We start from the raw sequence: 26,808 nt of genomic DNA, 5'->3' as shown, positions 1-26,808 counted from the left end.
CTAGCGTATAGCCCTTACGGGCATAGCAGAAGGCAATGCGGAACGTGTGCCTTGCATATAGCGTCTGTGCTCCTGAGATACAAGCGAGGATTAATGGCTAATTGTGCTCCTACCATTAGCAATTAGCAATTAGCTATTAGCTATTAGCTATTAGCCATTAGCCATTAGCATTTTAAAACAATTCAAATAAAGCATCGTCTAGCTCATAACCCAAGAGTTGAGCCATAGACTGCAAACGGGCTTTACTGGGAATCCCTTGTTGTCTCAACCAATCAGTTAAAAAAAACAGTTTGTGCATGAGAAAAATTTCTAATGCTTCAGGATTATATTGAATACCTTCTCTGCGACTAAATTGATGCGGTACGAGCATAGCGGTGTAACGCACTAATTCTCCGGCTTTCCAATCTAGTAAAAACGGTAACCAAGGATAGCGAGCATCCAATCGGATAAACCACAAACGAAGTTCGGGAATCTCAGACAGTTCCCTTGGATCTCCTTGTTCTAGTGGGTAGTCAATCTCAAAGCACAACTGCTGCTCTTGAGGAGCGATCGCTCCCTCTTGCACTAGTTTCTCAATGACTGACACGGCGGGGGAGAGATCTAAGGAGTTAATGTGCTCGGTATTGAGTGCAATCGTGATTGTCATTAGGCAGCAGCTACAGAATGAAACTCAAGAGTATATCCGATAATCCAGCGTATCACCTTTAGTTAACACTGACCAATCACTGGTCAGTGTTTTGGCTGGGCTTTGCCAACCTCACGCTTGATTAAGTTCACATTCATTCTTTGTCATCTACATTTCATCTTTCCTATAAGTTACAATTTGAATGCCCCTAGGGGGGATAAAATGTTGTGGTATCTTAAGTAAAATAAAGTTAAGTAAAAATTATTAAAAACATTGGTTAATAATACTTTGTCATCCTACGCTGCTTCTACTGCCTCAGTTCAAGCCGCCCAGCAAAATACAAACGCTGATATTCCGTTATTGTGGAAAGTTGTCACACAACCAGCACCCTTAGTCTTTGTGGCTGCAGTCTTCTTAGTGTCTGTGCCAGTTTTTATCGAAGCACCATTAGTACGAATGCTACCTTGGCTGAGCTTTGCTTTAACGGGCGGTTGGGTTTGGCTGAGTCTTAAATTAATGTCACGTCCCGCAACATATGTTTGGGGCGATCTTTTATTAGGGTTTAGTTGGAGCTGGTTAGCAGGCTCAATCTACTGGGGTTGGTTGCGTTGGGAACCCCTGTGGCATTTGCCTGTAGAGTCTATCGGTTTGCCCTTCGCAATATGGTGTTTGAGTCGGAATTGGGGTAAAGTAGGAAACTTTTTTTACTTAGGTTCTCTATTCGGTACGGTCTTAACAGATATATACTTTTATTTGGTAGACTTAATACCTTTTTGGCGTCAAATTATGCAGGTAGAACCTGCGGATGTGTCGCCAATTCTACAGAGTGCTCTAGCCCAGGTTAAAACTCCTTGGGGACAAGTATGGGCAATTGCTCTGGCTTTAGTGCTGCTATCAGTTGGTATTTTGCCTTTACCTCAAAAGCAAAGGCATTGGTACGCTTTTAGCGGAGCCGTATTAAGTACTATCTTGGTAGATTGCTTGTTTCTGGTTGCGGCTGTTCTTGCATGAGAGCTGAATCGGTCACCAATACTAACTTTGCATACAATAAAAAATTTTTGGGAAAATTGAGTCCAGATCCCCGACTTCTTCAAGAAGTCGGGGATCTGAGGTTAAGTACTAGTAGCCACAAGTATTGTGGGTGTTAATGAGCTGTATATTAGTTTCTGATAGTGCTGTGTTGATTAAGCCATTAGCAATCAGTTTTTATTCTTAGTCCTTTGCGCTCTCATTTGAGGCGAATGGCTATTGACAAATGAAAAATGAAATGCTACTTGCTTAAAGCTTTTATGTCATTGGATGGAAAGAGGTAAAAAAATCGTGAAAGGATTGGTGCGTTTATTAACTGTTTTTAGCTTGTTATTGGGATGCTGGGGATGGTTGGGAATGCCAAAAATAGCCCAAGCCGCTAGTTTTAACGGTCTTGCTTTTCATTCCGCTCCAGTTTTTGCAGTTGAGGGGGCTCAGAGTTTACGCAACCGCGCAGATGCAAAGTTGGCAGATGTGTATGGTAAAAAAATCGATCTGAATAATACCAACGTGCGAGCTTTCCAAAAGTATCCAGGTTTATATCCTACCCTTGCAAGGAAAATTATCAAAAATGCTCCTTATCAAAAGGTAGAGGATATCTTGAGTATTGAGGGATTGAGCGAACGTCAAAAACAAATCCTACAGGCTAACTTTGATAATTTCACTGTGACTGAGACGGAGGCTGTATTCACAGAGGGAGATGACCGTTATAACAACGGTATCTACAGATAAAACATAGGAACTGGGAACTGAGAACTCAGTTGGGTGGGTACGAACCGCGAACATTGAACGGGGATCTAAACCCACCCAACTTTCTCTCAACTCCCCGTTCTTCTACTCCTCCCTGACTGGAACCCACTCACCAGTCATTGGTGACTATCTTTTAATTAATGACTTTATTTGTGACGACCAACTTAAAGAGCGAATTTGATGTCATAGTAGTCGGTGCTGGTGCTGCTGGATTGTATACAGCACTTTGTATACCCGCCGATTTGAAAATAGGTTTAATTACTAAAGAAACACTCTCTCTGTCTGCGAGTGATTGGGCGCAAGGAGGTATTGCTGCTGCGATCGCACCCCAAGATTCTCCTTCTTTTCATGTTGAAGATACCATACGGGCGGGTGTGGGTTTGTGCGATTTAGAAGCTGTGGAATTTCTTGCTAACAAAGCTCCTAGCTGCATTCAATCGCTGATCGAATTGGGTGTTGCGTTCGATCGTCATGGTAACGAACTCGCTTTAACTTTGGAAGCTGCTCATTCCCGCAATCGCGTTCTCCATTCCGCAGATACCACAGGTAGGGAAGTCATTACAACTCTGACAAATCAAGTTCTACAACGAGATAACATTCAGGTTATTCAACAAGCTTTGGCTTTGCATTTATGGCTGAACCCTGAAACAAAACGGTGTCAGGGAATTAGTCTTTTTTATCAAGGTACAGTCACCTGGGTGAAAGCATCTGCTGTGGTTTTAGCCACAGGTGGTGGTGGTCAAGTTTTTGCTCAAACCACAAATCCCGCTGTTAGCACGGGAGATGGGGTAGCAATGGCGTGGCGAGTTGGGGCTATTCTTCGAGATTTAGAGTTTGTTCAGTTTCATCCCACAGCCCTTACCAAACCCGGACGCTTTCTTATTAGCGAAGCCGTGCGTGGTGAAGGAGCACATCTAATTGACGGTGAAGGACACCGTTTTGCATTTGAGTATCACCCATCGGGTGAACTCGCTCCCAGAGATGTTGTCAGTCGTGCAATTTTTACTCACTTGCAACGCACTTCAGCTGATTTAGCAACGGCTAGTGTGTGGTTGGATATGCGCCCAATTCCTGCTGAAAAGATTCGCCATCGTTTCCCCAATATCATCAAAGTTTGCAAGCATTGGGGTATTGATGTTTTCTCGGAACCCGTACCGGTTGCTCCTGCGGCTCATTATTGGATGGGTGGTATTGTTACGGATCTGGCAAACCGAACCAATATTCCGGGTTTGTATGCAGTGGGAGAAACAGCAAGCACGGGCGTACATGGAGCAAATCGTCTTGCTAGTAATTCCCTTTTGGAATGTATAGTTTTTGGAGCCCAAATGGGTGATTTGAAGGATGAAGTCAAAAGGGTCAAGGATGCACTTCAAGAAACTCATTCGATTCCTCAGCCTTTATCTTTTACCCTTTCACAAAGCGAATGGGCTTCTCAGCAAGAATATTTGGAAGAACTGCGACAAAAAATACCGCGTTTGGTATGGGAGAATGCTGGTATATGTCGGGAACAGTCTGGGATGGAAGCTGCGATCGCCACTGTTGAATCTTGGCAAAGGGAAATTGCTACGTTGTCGATCTCTCAATTCTTAAAATCTTTACAGCCGACACAATCAGCTACATTAAATCTACCTGATGTCGAACGGCAAATTAGATTGTGGGCAGAAACTAACAACCTGCTTGATATTGCTTATCTAATTCTTAAAAGTGCTGCCTTTAGAACTGAAAGTCGCGGAGGACATTACCGTTGCGATTATCCCCACTCAGACCCCAATTGGCAGGTACACACGCTTTTACAGTCTAATAGATTGTGGAAATCCTCTATCTAGTTCCGCTACCGTGCTCGCTGTCCGGACCTCCATAATTTGGTGGTTCGTAACTGTTGTCTGATACGGATTTGTATATAGCATCTTGTGAAACACGAGCTTCTGAAGCGATGTCCATAAAGTAATCGCTATCTACCTTGTGAGAGCCCGGAATTGAGGGTGTATTAAATGCTCCTGCTGTTTGAACAATTTTAGGAATTGTCAAATGCGCTCCGATAAGAAGCATAATAATGCTTGCGAATCTTAAGCTAGTTCTCATAAGTCTCCGTATATCCCTCGTTTTATAATCGCTCTAGCCTTAATTGATACTCTCAATTAGACTCAAATCTCCAACTTTATGAAAAGTTAACTTTTTGTACTTAGTATTAGGATCGCACAAGTTCGTAACAAATTAGAAATAACCTTAACCTTTCGCAGTTGCAATCTATCGCTAAAGTGAAACTGCGAAGCTCAATGCTACGAATTTAGGAAACTCTGTGCTTGGAAACACTTAACCCATTGACTGGTGCTTACAGCTCGCACTTGAGTAATGAGGTAATTTTTATTTTTATGTTTCTCAATTAATTTCTATTACTTAAGTACACTTATTTACATCCCCCTAAAGGGTGAGTTATAACTTAGAAGTACAACTGCAAAAACATTCCCAAGTTTGATGCCTAGCTTACGCTGCTAAAGTTAGCCTAGATTGTTGCTTATATTTTTACTCTGGATTCAGTGTATCTACACAAATTCATAGCGATTTTTTCCGAGAAGCTTGGCACGATACATGGCGGTGTCTGCTTGTCCGATCAATGTTTCGCTATCGTAGCTGTCTCTTGGGTAAATGCTGATACCTATACTGGCAGAAATATGTGTTATGTTGCCTTCTAAAACAATTGGTTCGGTCAGAGTGGTCAAGATCTTTTCAGCAACTCTCTCTGCAGCCTGAACTTTTGGAATTGCTCTGACAATGATGATGAATTCGTCTCCTCCCAAACGGGCTACAGTATCGCCACTGCGTAGGGAGTTATTTAACCTTTGGGCTACAGTCACTAAAACTCGATCTCCCATTTCATGCCCTAAGGTGTCATTGATGTGCTTGAAACCATCTAGATCGATAAAGAGTAACCCCAGCAGTAAGTTGTTGTTTTGCGCCCACTCCAAAGACTCGTGAAGCTGTTCGAGAAAAAACTTGCGATTTGGCAGACCTGTCAGAGGGTCATGATAGGCCATGTAACGCAAATGGTCTTGTTTTACTTTTAATTCTTGGTTAATACGGAATAATTCTGTAGCCGACCGTCGCAGTTCTTCTTCAATGAGCTTGCGCTTGGTAATGTCTCGAATCACTCCCACTAAAAAGAAATTGCCAGCAGCATCTTTGTGAAGAGAGCGCTTGGTGGCGATCGTGTGGGTATTCCCACCAGCATCTGTAAATTCTTCTTCGCTCTCTTGAGGCTGATGGTTGTGAAAGATTAAATCATCACAGGCTCGAAAAACATCAGCTTCATGTTTGGGGAAAAAGTCGTAGTCAGACTTTTCTAATAATGCCTCTTTGGGATAACCAATAAATTCACAGTATGCTTCGTTTAGGACAATCCACTGGTATTTTTCATTTTTGACGAAGATAGGGTCTGGTATTGCGTTGATGACTTGATGCAAAAACTCTTTAGAACGTTTTAACTCTTCTTGACGATGCGCCATCTGGTAAGTAATGGCGATCGCTGAACCACATAAAGCAAACAATCCAGGTACTAATGGTATCCACCAACCAAAGAACAAAGCAAGATAAGCAGTGCCTGTAAGTGCAACTGCTGAAAATAGGATAGTTAAGAAGCTTATGCTTGTACGTTGTATTCGCAATTTAATGATAAAGCCAACGTAAGCCCAAGCGAAAATCCATGTGTATTCGACAAAATCAGACCACACTTTGAGTAAAGGTCTGCTATCTTGTGTTGCCGAAAGTAACTCGCTGATAAAATAAGCTTGTAGTTCTACACCAGCGACGGGCTTTACTGTACCTATTAAACGGCTAGAATACGGAATTAAAGCTGAATCAGAGATACTGGCTGCTGTTGTACCAATCAGTACAATGCGGTCTCTGAACAAGCTTCCTGGCGCTCGATCGGCTAAGACATCAAGCATTGATACTGTAGGAAAATGACAATCATTTTTTCGAGAATTTTTGCATTTAGTTTTGGGAAAGTTTGATATAATTTGGTAGCCGCGATCGTCTGCTTTTACGTAGCCACCGTCATTAGATCGGAAACGTTTGAATGTTGCATGGCCCAATTGTAAATACTGAGGGTTAATTTTTGCTTCTTTGGGAGTAATACCTTCTTGCCTTAAGTAAAGTAAAGCCAATTTTAGGGAAAAACTTAGGTGTGGCTTATTGTTAACGTGCCAGTATAAAATGTTGCGACGAACTTTTCCATCAGCATCAAACAGAACATTGTTAAAACCGACTTGGTTGTACTTATTGAGTGTTGGGGGGGGTGCAACTCCGTTCTTTTTGTCATCGTTTGACAAGAGTTCAATACCGACTAAATTTGGTACTGATTTAAACGTATTTACTAATTCTTGATGACCCGGTTCCACAGGGAAATCGCGGTAGACATCCAAGCCAATAGCCCGAGGTCGGTGACGTTGTATCTTCTGTATGAGTTGGGCTATATCTTTATCTGGAATTGGCCACGACTTAATGGATCTCAGAGAAGGTTCGTCGATCTCTACAATAGTAATGCGTTCTGGTAATGATTCTGGCGGACGCATTTGAAAAAAATAGTCCAATGCTGTCCACTCTGAGGATTGTAAGAATCCAACAGAGCGTAGCAATAAGAGAAATGCTGTCACGCTAAGAGCTGTCAGTGATTTCTTTCCTACCCTATAAAGTCTTTGTTCCACGGCTAACAAAGACCCGAACAGACGCTCGCTTACCTGCTTATCCATTACTATTACCAAAATAAGGATGAAGTGTAAAAAAGTCGATCCTTCAGTCTTACTGAAATTCCTTCATCCTTAACACCTTATCCCTGATACTTTAGCCTTCATTCAGCTACTTCTGAAAAGCTTGGGGAAAGTTTTTAAAATTTCGAGGACCTTGGTATCCAGAAATTTGAGCTAATTTCTCTAATGATTGTACGTTGGGATAAAGCTTCCCATTGATTTGCCAAGTAGGATAACCTTGAATCCCTGCAGCTTGACACAGATCTGGACGGGGATCTGTTTGACCTTGGGGATCGCACTCTACTCTACTAATTTCTTTGTACGCCTCTTTACCAAAGAGTTGCTTTTGTTCGTGACAGTGGGGACACCACCAAGCCACGAATTCCTTAGTTCCTATTTTAGTCAGGTGACGTGCTAACTGAATTTCTGCTTCACCAGAAGTCGTGGTAATTTCCCAACCAACGCCAAGTTTGGGTTGACCTGTTGGTGATAACGTGGGAGTATTTGAATTGGCATTTGCCACAGGATTATTGACATTAGCATAAATGCCTAAAGTTCCAATTAAGGTGACCATGCCAACGACAATGGCTGTGAAGAAAATTTGACCGAGATCTTCCCAATTACGACCAATGATGGTCAGGATTAACATACTAATAGAAAACAATGCCGATCCGAGGCAGTAAATGCAAACTGCTTGGATTTTGAAAAACAGCAGGTACATCAAGTAGCCACTGAACACAGACATTGCGATCGCACCTGCTAATAATAACAACCAAGTTGTATTTTCTAACTTAGTGCGGATGTCTTTCTTTTGTACTGGGTCGAATGCAAGTGGTGCTAGGGCAAAAGTTGTCATACCAGCATAAGCAATAAAACCAAACAAGGCTAAGGGTAGACCAAAAACTGTAGCATACTCGCTTGAGAGAACTAAATCACAACTTTTGGTGGGACAGGCAGTACTTCCTTGTGTAAATTTTACGACAGTTAAATAAGCTGTTGTGATTGCACCAAGAATTGCGATCGCTCCTATTAGTACACGCGACCATCTGTGAATCCAGGGAGTAGAACGGCGGCGATTCATAAAACGTAAGTGGTTAATGGTTGGTGCTGAGACCAGCGCTGAAGGTGGTGAGACCAGTGCGTTCCCTTGTGCGTGGTACGCTCATTGCCACAGGCGGGTTTCCCGCCTATGGCAACTGGTGAGTCCAGCCCTTTAGGCTGGTTTCCCGCGACCACCGGAACTGGCGTAAGCCGTTGCGGGCATAGCTTCGCATCGCGTATAGCCCTTACGGGCATAGCCTACGGCATCGCGGAGCGTGTGCCTTGCATATAGTGTCTGTGCTCCTGAGATACCTGAAGGGCGTATAGCCGTGCAGGCATAGCTTCGCAACGTGTAGCGTCTCCGTAAGAAGATACAAGGGAGGGGTTTCCCACGCCCTAGCGATTGGTGAAACCGAAGGGTTAGCGGTTAGTAGTTAATAGAGCCACTAACCCTTAGGTTTCGCCAGATCCAAAGACGCGAGAAACTCGCCTGTAGGACTGAACTCACCACTAACTACTAACGACTAACTGAGGAAATAGATTGAGATTCTCCTTTGGAGTTCCAGCCTTTGCGAGCAGCCTCCACAAACTGACTTACCCGATTCGGGTCTATTGGTTGTTCGCGGCGACCGTGGCGTTTGAGAGAACTGGAAACAATGACACCATCTGCTGCCTGTAACAGTGTAGCAATATTTTCCCAGGATGCTCCACTGCCTATGAATACGGGCGTTCCATTGGCAACAGCACTGGCTAATTCCAAATCTTTTAAGTTGGTCGGGCTACCCGTAGACCAACCAGACAAAATGACAGCATCTGCCAAACCGCGTTCAATAGTATCCTCAACAGCAACTGTGAGATTCACCGAACTTAACGGATGGGCATGTTTAACTAGTACATCGGCGAAAATTTTGACATCGCTACCCAACTCCCGTCGATAACGTAGGAGTTGGTAAGCATCTCCCTCAATAATACCTTGATCGGTTGCCATCACACCTGTTAGCACGTTCACCCGGATAAACTGCGCTTTTACACAAGTGGCGATCGCCATTGCACTTCTGCCGTCATTCCGCAAAACATTAATGCCCACAGGTACCGTTACCAAACTTTGTACTCGTTGTGTCACCACACTCATGGCGCTGACAACAGCCGGATCGACTTGATGTTTTGTAAAAGGGGCATCAAAAAAGTTTTCCACAATGATACCGTCAACTCCTCCACTAGCAAGAGCTGTTGCTTCTTGTTCGGCACGGTCAATCACTGCTTTGAGGCTACCTCCCCAACGGGGTGAAGTAGGTAACGGTAGTAGGTGAACTACGCCAATAATCGGTGTTCGGGTTTTAAATAGCTGATATAAGTCCACGTTCTTAACCGCTCCTAAAAACTTTCCCCACTCTACCCATAAATGGATAACCTTGGATAAGGGGAACTCTGCGGTGTATTTTCCAGCAAATCATCTGAAAAGTTTTTGCGATCGCTTTGTAGTACGTCTGTGATAGATTTCTTCTATCCGAGCATTTCTACGCCACACTGATTGGGCGTCATGCCAATTTTATGTCAATATACCTAAAAGAGTCTAGAAAAGGATATAGCCCGTTTCGCCCTGTACGGCTCCCCGGCTGCTGTTCCCACTCACTCCCTTAAAAAAAAATAATATTTCTTCTGTCCCAAGATGTAACTTAGCGTTAAACGTTCTCTAAGATATGTTAAGATAATAGCTGTATACAGAGGAGTTTGCCACTCATCAAAGGCGAGGTAGCTTCCCTTAGGGAAAACTGTCTGCTTGTTAAAATTGCAGGCTTAACCTCAACACATGAGGTCGCATTACCGTTATAATGGCGTAGTTACGCGCTGTTTTCCTTTGGGTAGCGACTTCTCGAAACAAGCCACACATACTTGGTTGCGGCGAGATCGAGCAGATTGGTTGTCGTTCTCACCAAGATTAAAGTAGGGGGCGGCTCCCCAACAGGTAAACTAAATTATAGGCGCGTTGCGGTAATGTAAAATACCAGAGGGCATTTGTTAAGAAAGATTGAGCGATATTGTCAAAATTTTCTAAAGACTGTTTATTTTTCTCCGGAAAACAGTTTGTTGAAGATATCATAGCATGAACTCCAGATTTTAGGGTCATTGCTGCTGTTCGGTAGGTATGATCAAAGGATCTAGTGTGTGTAATGACTTGACACAAAGGCAAGTGCGAGGCAGTCAGAAACTAGCGCTTGACAAAAAACTAACGATATAAAAGGAAAACCTCAAGGCTCTTTTATGATATGGGTGACAAGCCAACAATAGCAATTTCTCACCTAGGATGCGAGAAAAACAGAATTGATACAGAGCATATGTTAGGACTGCTTGTTGAAGCAGGATACAGCGTAGATACTAATGAAGAGTTAGCAGAATACGTTATAGTTAATACGTGTAGTTTTATTGAAGCAGCACGAGAAGAATCTGTCAGAACTCTAGTAGAATTGGCAGAAGCAGATAAAAAAATCGTTATCACAGGCTGTATGGCGCAGCACTTTCAAGAACAGTTATTGGAAGAGTTGCCAGAAGCCGTAGCAGTGGTGGGAACGGGAGATTATCATAAGATAGTCGATGTGATTCAGAAAGTAGAACAAGGTCATCGGGTTAAGTTCGTTAGCGAACAACCGACCTATATTGCTGATGAAACAACACCCCGTTACCGTACCACAACCGAGGGCGTAGCTTATCTACGAGTTGCGGAAGGGTGTGATTATCGCTGCGCGTTTTGCATTATTCCTCATCTACGCGGAAACCAACGTTCTCGTTCTATAGAATCAATAGTTACCGAGGCTGAGCAGTTAGCCAGTCAAGGGGTACAGGAAATTATTCTGATTTCCCAAATTACCACCAATTACGGTACAGATATTTATGGCAAGCCGAAGTTAGCTGAACTACTTCGAGCTTTGGGGAAGGTTAATGTTCCGTGGATACGCATGCACTATGCTTATCCCACAGGTCTGACTCCCGATGTGATAGCGGTAATTAAACAAAACAATAATGTCTTACCCTACCTGGATTTACCTTTACAACACTCCCATCCAGAAATTCTCCGCGCCATGAATCGTCCTTGGCAAGGAAGAGTAAATGATGCGATTATTGAACGTATCAAGGATGAACTACCGGAAGCTGTGCTGCGAACAACGTTTATCGTTGGGTTTCCAGGTGAAAGTGATGAGCATTTTGAGCATCTGTTGCAATTCGTTAAACGCCATGAATTCGATCATGTAGGGGTCTTTACTTTTTCGCCAGAAGAAGGAACACCCGCCTACAACTTACCAAATCAGATTTCTCAAGAAATCATGGATGAGCGACGAAACGCGGTGATGGAACTTCAACAGCCAATTTCTCTCAAGAAAAATCAGCAGGAAATTGGCAAGGTTGTGGATGTTCTGATTGAGCAAGAACATCCTCAAACAGGAGAATTAGCGGGTCGTTCTGGTAGATTTGCACCGGAAGTCGATGGGCAGGTGTTTGTTAAAGGAAATGCCCGGTTAGGGTCTATCGTACCAGTTACTATCCAAAATGCTGATGCTTATGACCTTTACGGTCACATTGTCAATAACTAATAGCTAATAACTAATAGCTAATAGCTAATGGTAAAGAGCATTCACTATTAACTATTAGCAATTAGCACTTAGCAATTAGCACCAATCAATTTAATAGGAGAATTAATGAACCTTTCGTTTCTAGATTTAGGGCTTTCCACCGAACGCATTGAGCAGTTAGAAAAATTGGGTTTTAGCGCACCAACTAACATTCAATCACAAGCAATTCCACATCTTTTGTCAGGTCGTGATGTTGTCGGTCAATCTCAAACAGGTACGGGAAAAACGGCTGCATTTTCACTACCAATTCTAGAAAGAATTGATATCAATCAAAAAGCGGTGCAGGCTCTGGTATTGACGCCAACACGTGAATTGGCCATTCAAGTTCACGATGCTATCAGTGAATTTATTGGCACCCAAGGACTGAAAGCTCTAGCTATCTATGGGGGTCAATCTATTGACCGTCAAATTTTACAACTCAAGCGTGGTGTTCATATTGTTGTGGGTACCCCAGGTCGAGTCATAGATTTGCTTGACAGAGGCAGTCTAAAACTGGATCGAGTCAAGTGGATGGTATTGGATGAAGCCGATGAAATGTTGAGCATGGGCTTTATTGATGATGTTGAGAAAATTCTGTCGCAAGCGCCAGAAGAACGTCAAACAGCTTTGTTCTCAGCAACAATGCCACCATCGATCCGTCAGTTGGTGAACAGATTTTTGAATTCTCCAGTGACAATAACTGTTGAGCAACCGAAAGCTGCGCCTAATAAAATTAATCAGGTGGCTTATGTTGTTCCCCGTCATTGGACAAAAGCAAAAGCTTTACAGCCAATCCTGGAAATGGAAGATCCAGAAACAGCTTTGATCTTCGTCCGCACCAGACGGACTGCGGCTGAACTCACCAACCAACTTCAGTCAGCCGGTCACAGTGTAGATGAATATCATGGCGACTTGTCACAGCAGGCGCGGGAACGGTTGTTAACTAGATTCCGCAATCGCCAAGTCCGGTGGGTGGTAGCAACAGATATTGCAGCACGAGGTTTGGATGTTGACCAGTTGTCTCACGTGATCAACTTCGACTTACCTGATAGCGTAGAAACTTACGTTCATAGAATTGGTCGTACAGGACGCGCAGGAAAAGAAGGAACAGCGATTACTTTAGTACAGCCTTTTGAACGTCGCAAACAGCAACTCTTTGAACGTCACATTAAGCAAAATTGGCAAGTTTTGTCAATCCCCACAAGGGCGCAAATTGAAGCAAAACAGTTAGACAAGCTACAAGTTCAAGTGCGTGAAGCACTCGCTGGCGAACGGTTGGCTTCATTCTTACCAATTGTTAACGAGCTGAGCGAAAAATACGATCCTCAAGCGATCGCAGCAGCAGCGTTGCAAATTACCTACGACCAAACTCGTCCTGCTTGGTTGCAAACAGAAGATATTCCAGAAGAAGATCTCGTACCTCCAACCCCCAAACCCAGACTGCGGTCAAACCGTCGTGGAGAAGGTGGCGGCGATCGCGACCGACATCGCTCGTCCTGGGGAGAAGGTGGTAACCAAGAAGGAGACAAACGGACTCCCAAGCCCAAACTGCGGACAGGTGGCGGACGTCGCGAGTCTTCCAATCGTGGTGAATCCTCCGGGTTGCCAAAGAAATTAGGTTCTAGCGCAGCAACCAGAGAATCAGCTTCCTAGATTGTTAGTTGTTAGTTGTTAGTCGTTAGTGGAACAGCTAACTACTAACTATTAACTTCAACCCAAGGCAGCAATTTCAGCCCAAACGTCAAAGCTTTGTGTTGGTTGGGCTGCTTTTGCATTGGTAAGGTTAGCTTTGCAGGTCAAAGCCTTCGGGATCGATTTCCCAATGGTTTATCCCCCCATCGCTGTATATTCTAAATCCGCAATAAACAACAGCAGGCATTCCTTTAGCACATAATCTGCCTTCTGTATTTAGATAAATAGCTGAAGGTTTGGGAGTGATAACAGCAACATCTTTAAAAGCCCACCAAAAGCCACAATGTTTGGCAGTTAACCACCAAGCGAGCATGGGGTAGTTAATGCCAATAGCATCTAGGTAAGAGTAGTAAGCACAGCTAGCAAAGTCAACCCCCCGAGCATAACACTCAGTTGCATCTTCAATATAGCGTGTCCAAAGCGTATCGCAATCGTCACCAAAACGATCCAACAGGGCTTCCCCAACAATTTCTTGCGTCGTATATAAGATATCAACGATGCCTGTTAATTGTTCGTCGAGCTTGTGAAAATATCCAAGTCTTAACTCTTCTAAAAGAACGGGAGCAATCAGTTGCTCAATGGCAAGGTTTAAAGCTTGCTGAAACTTCAGGGCGAGATAGTCAACGAAACGCCCTACGAAATTTTTATTTAAAGCTATCCAAGAAACTGCTACCACTGGGTTATCAAACCATAGAATTTATTGGGGCGGTTCTAGTTCTACAGATTCATAAGCTAATGCGATCGCAGTTTCCGCTTGTTGTTTATTTGTAGGTGAAGTATCCAAAGCGATTCTTATCCATTCATTTCGGATAACTGGCATTAAGGCTTGTTCTTCAAGAGTAAGCTGTTTCTTTTGTCGGAGCATAAATTTTGGGCGAATAAAATTTGCTACCACACAAACGCTCGTCTCGTCTCGGTGAACCAATGGGTGGGATATATATTCTGCTGTCTACCTATAAAAAATGTCTGGTGTATTGTTTTCTTTTCTAGTACCAATATACTATAAAAGAAGGGAAAAATAACGGTTGGAAATTTTCAAATCCACCTAAATAGGTTTTACTTGTGCAGTCGCAAATTTTATCAAGAAAGGCAGAGGGCAGCTTTGCAGGAGGCATTCGAGAATACTGGCTCCGCTCTCTGCGAGTGACCAAAGGGAACAAGGGTTTAAGACCCCGACTGAACTCCGTTCAGTCGCTACCATTTAGGAGGGGTCTGAATCCCCTTCTAAATGGAACCTTCTGCCCTCTGCCTTCGTACTTCTGCTTTCTTCAATTATGACCGAAAGGTCGCTCCCAATATCAGGATAACTTATGAGGCAAGTCATTAAGCAAGTTAAAAAGAGATGCAAGCTCGATCTACAGCATGCTGGTATTAAGTATCAGCTTTGGAGGTTAGATAAGTCAGAGTATGAAAAATTAAGAGAAAATAGTCTCCCAATAGCCGATGATTTTCGCTTTTATCTCGAGCTTTATCTTAGCGATCGCACTAGGGAAGACAGGCTAAATTTAGCAGAAACATTTATCATTTTAGAATGGATTTTTGGAGAGAGTAGTAATTTATTTGATGATTGGAAAGGATCTTTTTGTTTTCCTATATTACTGGTAGTCAAGAAACAGATAGGGCGTTTGTATTACTTAATGAGTATTTATGACCGTAGAGGATCTGTTTATTTTAGTCTTTATAGAATTATAGAAAATAGTATATATGGTTACGAGACTCAAAGATTGCGAGAGCCTTTTGAATTTGAATTTTCCCGTCAAGAAATCAATTGCTTTTTAAATTATTTTTATGAATATCTTAAGGGTTACTTTGAAAGTGTAAAAGATATTATTTATCCTCAAAACTTTATAAAAAAAATAGATTCTAATTTAATTATTTACGGTTATAAAAATGGAGAATATTTTGAGGATCAATATGATTCTGAAGATTCATTTCAAGAAGCTATTAGAATCTTTGAAGAAGTAGATGGAGTCTTGTTGAAAAAAACAGATATTGATGCAATTTTGCAAGAAATAACTAGTGAATTTGGGGAAACGTAGAAACTATCTTCCCATGCATTGCTACTACGAACTTGATATAGCACTCCGTGTAAGAGTTACAAACACCTCTTCCTTGTCTCCCCGCTCCCCCTTGTTTGGATCTCAAATAGGATGACCACATCGGAAAATCTTAGGCTGATAGGTCAAGGCTGACTTGACAATACTACAGGACTTAAAATTTTTATAAATATTTTAGAAGTCTCATACACGCTCTCAGCTAAGATGCGATCGCGACGCAACTGAGTCTGCAAGTTTTTGACACAATTATTAATATAGCAATGAGACCACGAAACAGTCAATTTTTAGTAGCCTTAATAGGAGCTTGTTTGGTATTGAGTGCTTCTAATTTATTAGCTAAAGATACTTCTCAAGGAGACAAATCCATCTTAGTTAGGGGATTATTAGCGCAATCAAACAGTAACCTTGATGTCAGCGAGTATTTAAAAAAAAATAAGCCAGAAAGCTATAAGTTCCTTAAAAAGAAATTAGATGACTCTATTGAAGATGCAAAAAGACCAAGCCAAGAAAAAGTGGTAGATAATCTTTGGGGATTGACAACCAGTAATTCTAAAATCAAGACAAGAATAAATAATGGCACAACAGAATTTCTAATGGTGAGTTGGAAATATCTACAAAACCCTAACGCAGATTGGAAGCCCGGTTTAAAACAAATTGACAATCAGACTTGGTTAACAGCAGCCAATCAAGTCAAAGAATTTTGCCATACCTGTAAAGGTTTAGGTATAAATATTCCAGGAAACATCATGCTTTCGCTAAGATTGCAGCAATATTTAGGCTTGGTTTTAAATAAATACGCTAATAAAACACATTTTGTAGAAATGTGGGTCAAGGCTGAAGATTTAAGCAGACCCTGTATCGATCCAGAAATCGGTGACTCCACCTGTAAGGTATTACCTGTCCCCGTACCTGATAGTAATTCTGTTTTGCAAAAGATCTACAAAAGTTCCTATGAAGGTAATGGCGAACATTACCCTTGGACGGGTTTGGGTTACACCTATGATTGGGGAAATCCTCAAAAACCCCATGTGGGAGCTAGTGAATTTCTTATTAACCCAGATTCGGGAAAGTCAGTAGAAGTAGAAGTGGTTTCTGTAACACCTACTCAAGAATACTGTAACAATCAATATTTAAAATAAAAAAGGATTCAACATTTATTGAAATGCAAGCATCTTGTCTTTAGGATAGATATCGCAATCTTGGGGATATCTGAAAAGTTTTTAGTGATGGATTAAAGTTTTACAGATTCCCCCATCTCCCCCAACCCCAGCTACGGTGGTGTACAGATCTCTAGAAAAGAGATGAAACATCGTGAAAAGGGAGAATTGGAATGAAGTTCCCCCCTTAAAAAGGGGGAAAATTTTTCAAGTCTCCCAATTTATTGGGAGTTTTAAGGAGCTCTCTAAAGATGTGTACACCACCTTAGCTTAAAAAGGGGGGGAAAATTTTCAAGTCCCCTAATTTATCGGGTGTTTTAGGGAGCTCTCTAAAGATGTGTACACCACCGGAGCCGATCGAAAGAGGAATTTGGTGTTTTTGCCAAGCAGTGTCCATCCTGGAATTGAAAGCTGTTAGTTCGCTGAAACGAAATTATTTAAGGTAGTTTATCCTCTGCGTACATACCACTTTTTATAACCAAATAAAGACATTACCAGTGTGAGTACCAACAGGGGTGTCAATGTTGAGGACTCGGGTATCTTGACTGGAGGCGTCACAGGTGGTTGTTCTCCGGGAGGCTGTTCTCCAACTGGAGGCGTCACAGGTGGTTGTTCTCCGGGTGGTTGTTCTCCGGGAGGCGTCACAGGTGGTTGTTCTCCGGGAGGTTGTTCTCCAACTGGAGGTGTCACAGGCGGTTGTTCTCCGGGAGGCTGTTCTCCAACTGGAGGCGTCACAGGTGGTTGTTCTCCGGGAGGTTGTTCTCCAACTGGAGGTGTCACAGGCGGTTGTTCTCCGGGAGGCTGTTCTCCAACTGGAGGTGTCACAGGCGGTTGTTCGCTAGGAGGCTGTTCTCCAACTGGAGGTGTCACTGAAGGTGGTACATTTTCTGTATTTGAGTCATCATCTCCACCACCGCCACCAAAGGCAAAAGGTAACAGGGCTAGGGGTATGGCACCAAGTACCCAGAAGGGGAACCCACTAGCACGTTGACCACTGGGGACTTGCGATACAACGTTTCCTTCAACCAAAAAAGGAGAACCTAGCTCAGCAACTTCTCCAACTGGTAAATCTGTTGGTCCGACAGCAATAAAAGACTCCCCTGGTAGAGCGATCCCAGTAAGTGAAGCATACTCTTCAGGAATACCAAGCGGAGGACGATTGTACTCTGCGTTACTGTGATTGAATGGCATTGACAGTACTTCAAGAAGGTTGTTTTGAAGTTGTGCCTGATTTCCACTCCTTAATGAACTTACCCCTTGAGTAAGTTGACGTGTATAAAATTGTTTAACATCTGATGGGAGATTTAAAGCCTGGATTTGTTGCTGGGCATTAGGAATTTTCGCGACTTCTTCTAAAAGCAAACGTCCGTAGGAGTATTTCAAATCCAGCAATCCGTCGCGCAAGCTTTCGGAGGTTCCACTTCTCTCTGGCGACCAGTAGAAGTTTTTCGTTACTTCCCCCAAACCTTGTACGGGTGTTCTATTAACTGGCTGTCCAAGGGTATATCTATATCCATCTAGAATATGTGGGTCATCATTAGCCCAGAATGAGGACAAAGGTACTAATGAGAGATTGGGATTGTTGCCGTAATAGGAGGCAAAATTTTGGAAGTTTGCTTGCCCCCCAGCAGCGCGGATAATTAACTCTTGGTATGTTGGCCCGTTGTTGGATTCTACTATTTGTTGGAGTATTGCTGCAGACTTATCACAGCCCGCACCAAAGCCTACATGACAAGCGGGGATACCGCGCAGTTGGGTCAAATCCCGCCCGGACAATTGGTATTGAAGATAATTTGGCTCTAGCCCTGGTTGGATTCCATAACGCCCTACATTCAGCTGCGCTAATGCTTGGTGTGGAGCAGTGACGGTCGCTGCTAGATAGGATGTGAATGCAATTGCGGTTTTTACGATACGGGATTTAAACAAGCCTAACCTCCATTCTCGCTTGGTATGGTCTGTGGTCTTGATACGGTTTTAATAAAAAAACTCAGTGCGTAAGTGTTATGACGCAGGAGAAGCAACTAAGTTCTGGGGAGAGTTAATATTTATGGTGATTCCCGTACCTTGGAGATCTCCTCCCGTTACAGGATGGTATAAAACAAGTCCGCGACTGGGTTGGTCAAAGAGATAACCTCGCCGTGAAGGTTGTACTTTACCTTGCTCAACTAAGGAGACGAAGGATGACAAGTATCTTTGTATACTTTGCTGGTTTTGTGTATTGGCTTTTGTATGATTTTGAATGAGCTTCATAAACAATTCAACGGTACGATCTCCTTGTTCTTGGATCGGAGTCCCTTGGTCTAGAAAAGACGTAGCGATCAGCGCTCCGTTGATTTGTTGTACTTTAAAAAGTGTGTAGTAGCGCCCTGGTTTTTGTTCGTCATTGGCATAACACACCCAAGCACCCTCAGCATTTTGCACAAAACCTTGCTCTGCTAGATAGGACAGCGAAGAATTTTGCTGCTGATTGGATGGTGGAGGTAACAAACCTTCAACAGTGTTATACGAGCAAATCTGTTGTGCGTTTGTAGTATTTGTATTGGTTGGTTTTATTTGGGTGTTAGGTGTTGGTGTAGTATTTGTATTAGTTGGCTGTGTCTCGGTGCTAGGTATTGGTGTAGTATTTGTATTGGTTGGTTTTGTTTGGGTGTTAGGTGTTGGTGTAGTATTTGTATTAGTTGGCTGTGTCTCGGTGCTAGGTGTTGGTGCAGTCTGTGCAATACTGACAGCAGACATAGCAGTTAACGCAGACACGGAAAGAGCACATAGACTTAATAAATGAGCGAGCGTATTCATAAGACTTACATTTTTATTGTGCAAACAGACTGGGGCGAGTTGGTAGACGCCTGTTGTCAGGGAATTTACTTTCCCCTACTATCTAATTAAATCTAAGTTCGATCCTGTTTTTGACTTGACAAAAAGCAGGCCAGCATCTTAGTATCTATAATCGAGTTTAAAGTAAAGTGCTTTACTAACAGGGATTTAGCAATCTGTCAAATAAAGTTTCTACAAATTTGTGCTTTAGGTTCGGTGTCAGCACAGAGCGGCGATATTGGTTAGTTTTTTTACAAAACATTTTCTTAAATTTAACCTCCCATGAGAATTAGGCTTTACCAAAAGGTAAAGGTAGATGCACTCTGCGTTTATGCCTGCTTCATAATGGGTGGAGAGAAGGCACTTATCTTATAGGTGGCTCAATGCCAGATTTGGCTCGAACTCGTTTTATTTGTAACAATTTAAGCAAACCCAATTCCTCCTACCTAAGAGCCATTACGATCGACGTCATAAGTATGAGTTAGTTGTGACTTAAATCACAGTACAGTGACTGCTGTGCAGTGTACTCATTAGTACTTGAGCCATAGCTTTGCAGTAACTTAACTGACCCCCGGAGTATTGCTTTTATAAAAACCTTACACACTCATCATACATCAGTCCGAAAATTCATGCGAATTCATTATCTGTCTGTAACATTTCATGTTAGGGATTCTTGGCATAGGTTGACATCTCCCCTAGTTGAAACACAGGGAATTCTAAACTGATGTAGTTACCCAGGCTGAAGCCGTGCTACACAACGTTTACGATATGATTTACTTAATCCGTTAAACAAATCAACTCGTCTTGGGAGTGTCAAGGCTCCCCTACCCACCTTGGCTAGGTTCAGTCCTAGCTGTGAGGCTACTTTTCTCATGATGTTAGCACTACCATTGCAATCTGCATTAATGATGTGACTATCACGACTTTTGTACAATCCGCGCTTTACCCTTTGACCTGACGGTTTCCATCAAGCGGGTTTTTCACCATGCTTGTAGAGGCGATCGCCATCGAGCATCCCCCTTGTCTCCCTCATCCCCCATGTCTTCCATGTCCTTTCCCCCATTACCAACTTTCAATTTAGAACAGACTCTACAGTCTGCAGAGCAAATAAAGAATACAACCTCGCAAACAGTTCAAACTGCTCTCTCTTCATCCCTAAATCATTGGTTTGAGCAACACCCCATACTTTTCAGGCTGGTAAAACTTCTCGATGCTGGGGCTCATCACCCAATTATTAGTGTAGTTATCCTGCTTTTCACTTTTTCTATCCTCAGTAGTTCTGTAAAAGCCATAAGCCGATTTATTGAAGCAGCAAGTCTGTCACTTTTACAACTTCCATTAAGAGGGCTTCAATTTCTTGTCAAAATGGGTCTTCAATCATTTGGTAAAATTGTTGATTCCGGTGCAAAACAAGTTACAAGTACTCAAATGAGTGATGCGAATATACAATCTTTACTACCGCATCAGACTCAACTCATTCCTAAGGATAAGCAGCAAAGATTGACAGATATTTCTATTCGCTTAGAGGAAATTCAACAAGAACAGAACAATCTTTTACGGGAAATTGCAGAAATTGTAAAAATGGGAATTGGGGATTAGGAACTGCAGAACTTGGGAGAACTGGGAAGAAAAACTTATTCCCAATCCAAAATCTAGAATATAAAATCTATAATTTAAAAAGTTCCCATCTTTACAAAGACTTAAGATTAATGTGTATTTTTAACGAATAATATATGAAGTATATGTAAAGTATATTTTCCCCAACAGTAGTATCTTGAGGATTTGAACAATACATAATTCTATTGGTCTATTAATTAAAAATGATATAAGGTAGAATTATATAATAAATTATTTTCCTATTTCAGGTTCTTGGGCAAAATTACTTACCATACTTTTTAGAAGAACGTCAAACAGTACGTAAAAAGTTTATAGTAAGTTAAAATTTTGCTATTTTTAAAAGCGTGTGGGGACTTTTATAACGATAAATTCGTCCCTCGATCGAGGTACCTATCCGTTGCTTGGCAATTGCTCTACCAAACAAAAACATAAATATCATTACTTTAGCAGGATTTCAAATAAGGTTAATTGATTTGCCGTCAATTAATACTGAAGACGAGTAAAAAATCCGCAGTTTTACTATAGACAACCACTAAGCTAACAACACTTAATTGAGTAAGAGGTAGATCGCAATGAATCCAGAAAACAAAATTTCACCAGCTTTTGAACCTTTTCTTGCTGAAATGGGAGAAGATGACAAACGGGATGCAATTGTAATCTACGAAGCGCCACCCAGTGAAGGCTTACCACCAAGAGGGCGTTTGCGCGAACTAAAAAAGCGGTTGGTTCAGGTTCAACAGCAAGCAACCATTCAAGTAGCGGCGGAAATCTTTGATGATTACCAAGAAGCTACTTTTGATAAAGGGTATCACGACGAACCTCTAGCGTTTTCTACCATTGGTTCTGGTGCATTGCCAGTCGCAACGGTTGAAGTGACTCCCAAAACGTTGGAGGCTTTGGTAGAACAACCTAATGTTGTTGCTATTTTGCCAAATCAAAAAATTCACCTGATTCAGCCCCGAAAAATTGAATATTCTGAGTTATTCGCTGAGGAGAGTAAAGAAAACTTCACCTGGGGTCTCAGACAATTGGATATTCCCAGGTTATGGGAAAAGACGACTGGTGAAAACATTAACGTCGCTGTTTTAGATACGGGCGTTTATGCAGCTCACCCAGCACTCCAGAAACGAGTCAAAGAATTTGTTGTCATCGATCCCCTTGGGAGGCGAATTAATGCATCCCCAGCTTTTGATTGCGGACAGCATGGAACTCATGTTTGTGGAACGATCGCAGGCGGACAAACTGCTAGAGGTTTATCTATTGGCGTTGCACCACAAGCGAATTTATTGGTGGCTGGTGTGCTAATTGGGGATACCACTTTGAGAACTTTATTGGAAGGTATTTCTTGGGCTATCGAAAGAGGGGCTGATATTATAAATATGTCTTTAGGTCTTAGCTATTACGAACCTCTCTTCGCTGAGGTACTTGACATCCTTGTGAATCAGTATGGTATTTTACCAGTAGTAGCGATCGGCAACGAAAACCACGGTAATACTAGCTCACCTGGTAATGCATACAATGCCTTCAGTGTGGGTGCAATAGAAAAACTGCCAAACGACAGGGTTGATGTCGCTTTCTTTAGTAGCGGAGCAAGCCTTGTGTTTCCTGGAGATGAATCAAATGGTTTGGTAACAAAGCCAGACGTTGTTGCACCAGGTGCTCAAGTCTACTCTTGCATACCACCGACGAAAACACCAAACGGAACCTACGAGTATAACTATATGGATGGCACTTCTATGGCAACCCCACATATTGCGGGTGCGGCAGCGTTGTTAATGGCAGCTAAGCCAACGGCACCTGTCACGGATATTATGACTGCACTGAAGGAGACAGCACAACACCCAGGCGGAAACGATCGCCGTCCCGACAATCGTTGGGGATGGGGAGTTGTGCAGCCCGTGGAAGCATTAAACGCTCTTAGTTGATGGTCTCCAGGAAAGTGCATCATGTACTCAAACAACACAACTTTAAAGAAAAATAAAATCAGTTCTGAGTTTGCCTGTCGGCTGGGTCACCTAGCCCCCCAGCAAAAGGTAAGCGTGATAGTTTTTTTAAAACTGGACGATCGTTGTGACAACCCAGTTAACTCGCGCTTAACTAGAGCCGAACGGCGAGCCACAATAGAAGGAATTCGTAACTCAGCGGCTCAAGCGCTAAGTTACATTAAGAAAATTATCCAAGATTTTGGCGGTAAGGAATTAGCAGAAAGACCCGATGCATTGGGTTCCATTCCTATCGAAATATCTGCAGCAGGAGTTAAAGCTCTCGCTGCATCTGATGCCGTTAAAGCCGTTTTGGAAGAACAAGAAATTGTGCCAGCTAATGGTGTAAATAGGGTTTACATTCACAGCCATGAATGCTAGAATATACTATCTGTAAAGCTTGATACTATTATGCAAGTGATGTATTAGTTTTTATTATAGCTGTCATTTGCAATAATTTTACAAGCGTTGGGGACACAATTTAAGAATGATTTCGTCTTTTTCTCCAGATACCCAATTAGCAAAACGCCGAGCTAAAGTCGGTACGATCGCGAGGGGATTGCTGAAGCCAGAAAAAGCGTAAATCCCTTCGTGCCCTGAAATACGACCGACTACAGGAAGTGCATCATGACTGAATGACACCAAACAGCGATGCCAAGTTCCTGGTAAGTCCCCCAAAATTGGCAATATTTCTTTCAACCCCTGTCGTATCGTTGCTTCGCTTTCTGTCGAATCAATCTGAGCGAAGGGGTTTGTTAATGCGCGACTGATCTGACCAAATCGGAAGCTCCCATCTTTAAATTGAATAGCCCCTGTATCGAGAATAGGCGGTACAACTTCAGAATCGGGTTGTGTCCACACACTATCATTTTTAGAAGATTCAGTCTCCAACTGAAATCGGTTGAAATTTGCGGGCATAACTAAAGTCCGCAGTTGGATACTATCAATAGGTGGAGTTTCAAGCATTTCCGCATGAGTGAAATACAGCTTAATGGAAACGTTAGATGCCTGAAATAATTGTCGGCTGAGACCACCCGCACAAACAACAGTGTTAGCACTATAGTACGTTTCTGTAGTGGTCTGTACTTCCGTAAATCTTAAGAAATCAGAGGGTGGGGGAGTTAGCGAATGGGGGTAGAGGTTTATAACTTGTTCGATCTTCATTTCACCCCCAGCACGCAAAAAAGCTGTTGTGTAAGCTTGGGCTGTTTTTTCTGGGTGAATGTGACCGTGTTTGACAGTTAAAGCACCTGCGATCGCATTTGGGTTCAATAAAGGTTCTAATTCACAAGCTTCTTTAACGCTGAGTAACGTTGGAGGAATGTCAAACCGAGTGTAAGATACTGCAACCTCTTGTGGATTGGTGTCAGCAGGAATTGTTAAAAGTAAATCTAATTCTCGAAATTCAGTATCAAAGTCTAATTCTTGTGATAGATTTTGATGGAGTGCAATACCTTCAGCACATAATTGTTTGGTTAGAGGAGTTGTACCAGCCCAAAAAGCGATTCCACCATAACTATACCTTGTTGCATTTTGTGGAATTGCCTGTTGTTCCAACAACAGCACTGCGTAGCCCTTTTTAACAAGTTCATAAGCAAGTGCAGCACCCGCAATACCAGCACCAACAACAATCCAATCGTAAGTTTTCATTTTTTTACACCGCTCGCCGATCGCTGGTTACTGATTTAGGCAGAGTTATAATGAAACGGCTGCCTGCTCCAACTTTTGATTCTAGAACAACTTGACCGCCCATGCGCTCTATTCCTTTACGGACAATTGCCAAACCAATACCCGTACCCGGATACTCTTCAGTACTGTGTAGCCTTTCAAACACCCGAAAAACGCGCTCCTGATACTCAGGTGCAATACCAATACCGTTGTCTGCAAATGATAGTTCTACAAAATTTTGTTTTTCTTGAGCCGAAATCTGAATTTTTGGCTGTACTCCTGGCTTTACAAATTTGATAGCATTACTGAGTAAATTTGTCACGACTTGAATGAGTGTAGAACGATGAGCTATAACTGACGGGAGAGAAGTATTAATTGTAATTTCAGCTTTCTTTTCTGCCATTTGCGTAGCGATCTGTTTTTGTGCTTCTTCAATAACATTATTTAACTCGACAGGCTGAAGTTGGATCTGGGCGCGACTGAGGCGGCTGTATGCCAGGAGATCGGAAATTAAGGTGTCCATATGTATGGCACCATCAGTAATAAACTGGATATATTCTTGTCCCATTGAATCTATTTGGTCGCCATAATCTTCTTGTAATGCCTGAGCAAAACCTTGCATTGTACGCAGTGGCGATCGCAAATCGTGAGAAACTGAGTAGGTGAATGATTCGAGTTCTTGGTTGGTTTCTTGTAGCTCTGTGGTACGTTCGGTCACTCGCTCTTCTAACTTTAAGGCATAGCGTTGAAGTTGGTCGCGTAACAGGGATTGTTGGATGGCAATAGCTAACTGGGCTGCTACTTCACCCCCAATTTCTCGGGCTTCGTCATCAAAAGCGTTGGTTTGAGTTGCTGCAAGGTTAAGTTCCCCCAGCAATGTTTCTTTAACAAATAGGGGAATGCGAAGACAACTGTGAATTCCCCCAAGAGGCAAGTGTGCTAAAATAGAATCACAAGATTGATGGGCAACTAAATTTTTAATAGAGTTAGGATTCTGGTAAAAGCTCGGTTCGTAACCAAAGTCAGCGAGGGGCAATGGAGCGCAATTGAAAGGTTCTAAGTCTTGACGTAAGATGATGCCAGCAAGAATATCGCTTGTGCCTTTCTCAAAATTAAAAAGAGCAACAAATGCCTGTTCGTAAGGAATTAACTTATGCATTTGAATCAAGGCATTTCGTATAAGTGATTCTATTGACTCAGCTTCTAAAATTGCTCGATCGATAGTGTGTAAAGCAGCGAGTCGTTGAGCAGAGCGTTGAGCACTTTCTGTTTGTTCCCGTGCTGTTGAAAGAGCGCTCTCATAATTTTGAGAAACACTCAAAATGTACCTCCAAGTGTAGTAAGCCAGGAAGCTACCAAGACTAACTGATAAGACAACACTGCTCAGGATGACGCGCTGAGTGGTCGTTTGTACTGCTTCGGCACGTCGATCGCGCAATTGCTCTTCGGTTGCGATAAATTCATTAAAATAGAGCCGCATCTTGTCCATTTTCAGCTTTCGACCCCTAAGTTCTGATAGAGGTTCAACATTACCCCGTTCTTTACGAGCGATCGCTTGAGAAATAGAACTGAACCATGCTGTATACTGCGATCGCAGTTGACTTAAGCGTTGAAGTTGCAAAGAATTGTCGGAAACCAAATACGTTAACTCATCAAAAGCAGTGTTGATATAAGAACGAGCTTGCTGGTACGGTTCTAAAAATTCGCGTTCCCCTGTAGTTTGAAAACCCCGTACTCCTGTTTCTAAATCTAGTAGGAGTTTTTGAGTGCGATTTGCTTGAGCAATCACTTGGTCGGTATGGTCAACCCAGTCCATAGCGGAAAGCAAACGCGTTATTTGCCATATTGAGATTCCTGACAATAACAACGGTAGGATAATTGGCAGGGCAATGGTGCTGATTAATCTACGCCTGAATACGACTTGAGTAATTTGCAGCATTCGCCGAATGAGTGGCTAGGGGTTCGGTGCGTGCAGTCTGCGGGGTTGCAGCCTTGACTGTAGTAGAAGGGTTGGGTTGGCAATGCC

At 42.5% G+C, this 26,808-nt stretch carries 22 protein-coding genes; 10 read left to right on the top strand and 12 right to left on the bottom strand.

Annotation, left to right across the window (positions count from 1 at the left end; all coding sequences use genetic code 11):
• Positions 1–172: 172 nt before the first annotated feature.
• The gene (locus AB0756_RS33470; RefSeq protein WP_038078105.1) at positions 173–646 is read right to left on the bottom strand and encodes a CRR6 family NdhI maturation factor; all 474 of its coding nucleotides are present in this window, start codon (positions 644–646) and stop codon (positions 173–175) included.
• A gap of 330 nt (positions 647–976) precedes the next feature.
• Here AB0756_RS33470 and AB0756_RS33465 point away from each other — a divergent pair, with 330 nt between their 5' ends.
• From AB0756_RS33465 to nadB, 3 genes are all read left to right on the top strand, one after another.
• Entirely contained in the window at positions 977–1,636 is a 660-nt protein-coding gene (locus AB0756_RS33465; protein ID WP_408019910.1) for a DUF3120 domain-containing protein, read from the top strand.
• 288 nt (positions 1,637–1,924) lie between these two features.
• Entirely contained in the window at positions 1,925–2,386 is a 462-nt protein-coding gene (gene psbU / locus AB0756_RS33460) for a photosystem II complex extrinsic protein PsbU (protein ID WP_038078110.1), read from the top strand.
• Positions 2,387–2,556: 170 nt separating this feature from the next.
• Positions 2,557–4,230, top strand: a complete 1,674-nt coding sequence (nadB, locus tag AB0756_RS33455) for an L-aspartate oxidase (protein WP_237265917.1) — start codon at positions 2,557–2,559, stop codon at positions 4,228–4,230.
• On the opposite strand, the gene AB0756_RS33450 is transcribed toward nadB, so the two are convergent.
• The 5 genes from AB0756_RS33450 to AB0756_RS33430 form a co-directional block, all read right to left on the bottom strand.
• Positions 4,223–4,453 carry a hypothetical protein gene (locus AB0756_RS33450; protein ID WP_050045329.1) on the bottom strand — a complete coding sequence of 77 codons (231 nt, stop codon included), beginning with the start codon at positions 4,451–4,453 and terminating at the stop codon, positions 4,223–4,225. The genes nadB and AB0756_RS33450 overlap by 8 nt on opposite strands.
• Before the next feature lie 494 nt (positions 4,454–4,947).
• Positions 4,948–7,152 carry a CHASE2 domain-containing protein gene (locus tag AB0756_RS33445; RefSeq protein WP_038078115.1) on the bottom strand — a complete coding sequence of 735 codons (2,205 nt, stop codon included), beginning with the start codon at positions 7,150–7,152 and terminating at the stop codon, positions 4,948–4,950.
• A 106-nt stretch (positions 7,153–7,258) separates the two neighbouring features.
• Positions 7,259–8,230 (bottom strand): vitamin K epoxide reductase family protein, encoded by a 972-nt coding sequence (locus AB0756_RS33440; protein WP_038078119.1) that lies wholly within the window; start codon positions 8,228–8,230, stop codon positions 7,259–7,261.
• 477 nt (positions 8,231–8,707) lie between these two features.
• Positions 8,708–9,550: a photosystem I biogenesis protein BtpA gene (gene btpA, locus AB0756_RS33435; RefSeq protein WP_038078120.1), complete on the bottom strand. Its 843-nt coding sequence runs from the start codon at positions 9,548–9,550 to the stop codon at positions 8,708–8,710.
• 579 nt (positions 9,551–10,129) lie between these two features.
• Positions 10,130–10,318, bottom strand: coding sequence for a hypothetical protein (locus AB0756_RS33430; RefSeq protein WP_137986135.1), 189 nt, complete (start codon positions 10,316–10,318; stop codon positions 10,130–10,132).
• 139 nt (positions 10,319–10,457) lie between these two features.
• Between AB0756_RS33430 and rimO the strand changes: the two genes are divergently transcribed.
• The gene (gene rimO, locus AB0756_RS33425) at positions 10,458–11,777 is read left to right on the top strand and encodes a 30S ribosomal protein S12 methylthiotransferase RimO (RefSeq protein WP_038078121.1); all 1,320 of its coding nucleotides are present in this window, start codon (positions 10,458–10,460) and stop codon (positions 11,775–11,777) included.
• Between the two features lie 105 nt (positions 11,778–11,882).
• The gene (locus AB0756_RS33420) at positions 11,883–13,448 is read left to right on the top strand and encodes a DEAD/DEAH box helicase (protein WP_038078122.1); all 1,566 of its coding nucleotides are present in this window, start codon (positions 11,883–11,885) and stop codon (positions 13,446–13,448) included.
• A 130-nt stretch (positions 13,449–13,578) separates the two neighbouring features.
• On the opposite strand, the gene AB0756_RS33415 is transcribed toward AB0756_RS33420, so the two are convergent.
• Positions 13,579–14,163, bottom strand: coding sequence for a DUF6745 domain-containing protein (locus AB0756_RS33415; RefSeq protein WP_050045330.1), 585 nt, complete (start codon positions 14,161–14,163; stop codon positions 13,579–13,581).
• A gap of 21 nt (positions 14,164–14,184) precedes the next feature.
• Positions 14,185–14,352 carry a hypothetical protein gene (locus AB0756_RS33410; RefSeq protein WP_153021562.1) on the bottom strand — a complete coding sequence of 56 codons (168 nt, stop codon included), beginning with the start codon at positions 14,350–14,352 and terminating at the stop codon, positions 14,185–14,187.
• A 445-nt stretch (positions 14,353–14,797) separates the two neighbouring features.
• Between AB0756_RS33410 and AB0756_RS33405 the strand changes: the two genes are divergently transcribed.
• Together AB0756_RS33405 and AB0756_RS33400 are read left to right on the top strand one after the other, a co-directional pair.
• Positions 14,798–15,526, top strand: coding sequence for a hypothetical protein (locus AB0756_RS33405; protein ID WP_038078124.1), 729 nt, complete (start codon positions 14,798–14,800; stop codon positions 15,524–15,526).
• Positions 15,527–15,804: 278 nt separating this feature from the next.
• Complete coding sequence (locus tag AB0756_RS33400) at positions 15,805–16,683, top strand: hypothetical protein (RefSeq protein ID WP_038078125.1); 879 nt, start codon at positions 15,805–15,807, stop codon at positions 16,681–16,683.
• Positions 16,684–17,148: 465 nt separating this feature from the next.
• On the opposite strand, the gene AB0756_RS33395 is transcribed toward AB0756_RS33400, so the two are convergent.
• Both AB0756_RS33395 and AB0756_RS33390 read right to left on the bottom strand, forming a co-directional pair.
• Complete coding sequence (locus AB0756_RS33395) at positions 17,149–18,627, bottom strand: hypothetical protein (RefSeq protein ID WP_167844725.1); 1,479 nt, start codon at positions 18,625–18,627, stop codon at positions 17,149–17,151.
• Positions 18,628–18,702: 75 nt separating this feature from the next.
• A complete protein-coding gene (locus AB0756_RS33390; RefSeq protein WP_137986136.1) occupies positions 18,703–19,497 on the bottom strand; it encodes a hypothetical protein in 795 nt (264 codons plus the stop codon).
• 1,056 nt (positions 19,498–20,553) lie between these two features.
• Between AB0756_RS33390 and AB0756_RS33385 the strand changes: the two genes are divergently transcribed.
• From AB0756_RS33385 to AB0756_RS33375, 3 genes are all read left to right on the top strand, one after another.
• On the top strand, positions 20,554–21,114 hold the full coding sequence (locus AB0756_RS33385; RefSeq protein WP_167844724.1) for a hypothetical protein: 561 nt from the start codon (positions 20,554–20,556) through the stop codon (positions 21,112–21,114).
• Positions 21,115–21,704: 590 nt separating this feature from the next.
• Positions 21,705–23,057, top strand: coding sequence for a S8 family serine peptidase (locus AB0756_RS33380; RefSeq protein ID WP_202048636.1), 1,353 nt, complete (start codon positions 21,705–21,707; stop codon positions 23,055–23,057).
• Positions 23,058–23,078: 21 nt separating this feature from the next.
• Positions 23,079–23,495, top strand: a complete 417-nt coding sequence (locus AB0756_RS33375; protein ID WP_038078130.1) for a hypothetical protein — start codon at positions 23,079–23,081, stop codon at positions 23,493–23,495.
• 78 nt (positions 23,496–23,573) lie between these two features.
• Here AB0756_RS33375 and AB0756_RS33370 read toward each other — a convergent pair whose 3' ends face one another.
• Together AB0756_RS33370 and AB0756_RS33365 are read right to left on the bottom strand one after the other, a co-directional pair.
• Positions 23,574–24,764 (bottom strand): NAD(P)/FAD-dependent oxidoreductase, encoded by a 1,191-nt coding sequence (locus AB0756_RS33370; protein ID WP_038078132.1) that lies wholly within the window; start codon positions 24,762–24,764, stop codon positions 23,574–23,576.
• Positions 24,765–24,768: 4 nt separating this feature from the next.
• On the bottom strand, positions 24,769–26,721 hold the full coding sequence (locus tag AB0756_RS33365) for a sensor histidine kinase (RefSeq protein ID WP_038078133.1): 1,953 nt from the start codon (positions 26,719–26,721) through the stop codon (positions 24,769–24,771).
• Positions 26,722–26,808 lie beyond the last annotated feature (87 nt).

It is taken from the genome of Tolypothrix campylonemoides VB511288_2, from assembly GCF_045999855.1.
In the GTDB taxonomy this organism is placed as follows: domain Bacteria; phylum Cyanobacteriota; class Cyanobacteriia; order Cyanobacteriales; family Nostocaceae; genus Scytonema; species Scytonema bouteillei_A.
This window is presented reverse-complemented; position numbering and strand designations above follow the sequence as displayed.

What these genes read in the sequence shown, in the direction of transcription:
- AB0756_RS33445 (WP_038078115.1), bottom strand. Translation starts at nt 7,152, where the DNA reads ATGGATAAGCAGGTAAGCGAGCGTCTGTTCGGGTCTTTGTTAGCCGTG.
- AB0756_RS33365 (WP_038078133.1), bottom strand. Translation starts at nt 26,721, where the DNA reads ATGCTGCAAATTACTCAAGTCGTATTCAGGCGTAGATTAATCAGCACC.
- AB0756_RS33385 (WP_167844724.1), top strand. Translation starts at nt 20,554, where the DNA reads ATGTCTTCCATGTCCTTTCCCCCATTACCAACTTTCAATTTAGAACAG.
- rimO (WP_038078121.1), top strand. Translation starts at nt 10,458, where the DNA reads ATGGGTGACAAGCCAACAATAGCAATTTCTCACCTAGGATGCGAGAAA.
- AB0756_RS33370 (WP_038078132.1), bottom strand. Translation starts at nt 24,764, where the DNA reads ATGAAAACTTACGATTGGATTGTTGTTGGTGCTGGTATTGCGGGTGCT.
- AB0756_RS33420 (WP_038078122.1), top strand. Translation starts at nt 11,883, where the DNA reads ATGAACCTTTCGTTTCTAGATTTAGGGCTTTCCACCGAACGCATTGAG.
- AB0756_RS33450 (WP_050045329.1), bottom strand. Translation starts at nt 4,453, where the DNA reads ATGCTTCTTATCGGAGCGCATTTGACAATTCCTAAAATTGTTCAAACA.
- AB0756_RS33380 (WP_202048636.1), top strand. Translation starts at nt 21,705, where the DNA reads ATGAATCCAGAAAACAAAATTTCACCAGCTTTTGAACCTTTTCTTGCT.
- psbU (WP_038078110.1), top strand. Translation starts at nt 1,925, where the DNA reads ATGGAAAGAGGTAAAAAAATCGTGAAAGGATTGGTGCGTTTATTAACT.
- AB0756_RS33470 (WP_038078105.1), bottom strand. Translation starts at nt 646, where the DNA reads ATGACAATCACGATTGCACTCAATACCGAGCACATTAACTCCTTAGAT.
- AB0756_RS33400 (WP_038078125.1), top strand. Translation starts at nt 15,805, where the DNA reads ATGAGACCACGAAACAGTCAATTTTTAGTAGCCTTAATAGGAGCTTGT.
- AB0756_RS33430 (WP_137986135.1), bottom strand. Translation starts at nt 10,318, where the DNA reads ATGACCCTAAAATCTGGAGTTCATGCTATGATATCTTCAACAAACTGT.
- AB0756_RS33440 (WP_038078119.1), bottom strand. Translation starts at nt 8,230, where the DNA reads ATGAATCGCCGCCGTTCTACTCCCTGGATTCACAGATGGTCGCGTGTA.
- AB0756_RS33390 (WP_137986136.1), bottom strand. Translation starts at nt 19,497, where the DNA reads ATGAATACGCTCGCTCATTTATTAAGTCTATGTGCTCTTTCCGTGTCT.
- AB0756_RS33410 (WP_153021562.1), bottom strand. Translation starts at nt 14,352, where the DNA reads ATGCTCCGACAAAAGAAACAGCTTACTCTTGAAGAACAAGCCTTAATG.
- AB0756_RS33375 (WP_038078130.1), top strand. Translation starts at nt 23,079, where the DNA reads ATGTACTCAAACAACACAACTTTAAAGAAAAATAAAATCAGTTCTGAG.
- AB0756_RS33405 (WP_038078124.1), top strand. Translation starts at nt 14,798, where the DNA reads ATGAGGCAAGTCATTAAGCAAGTTAAAAAGAGATGCAAGCTCGATCTA.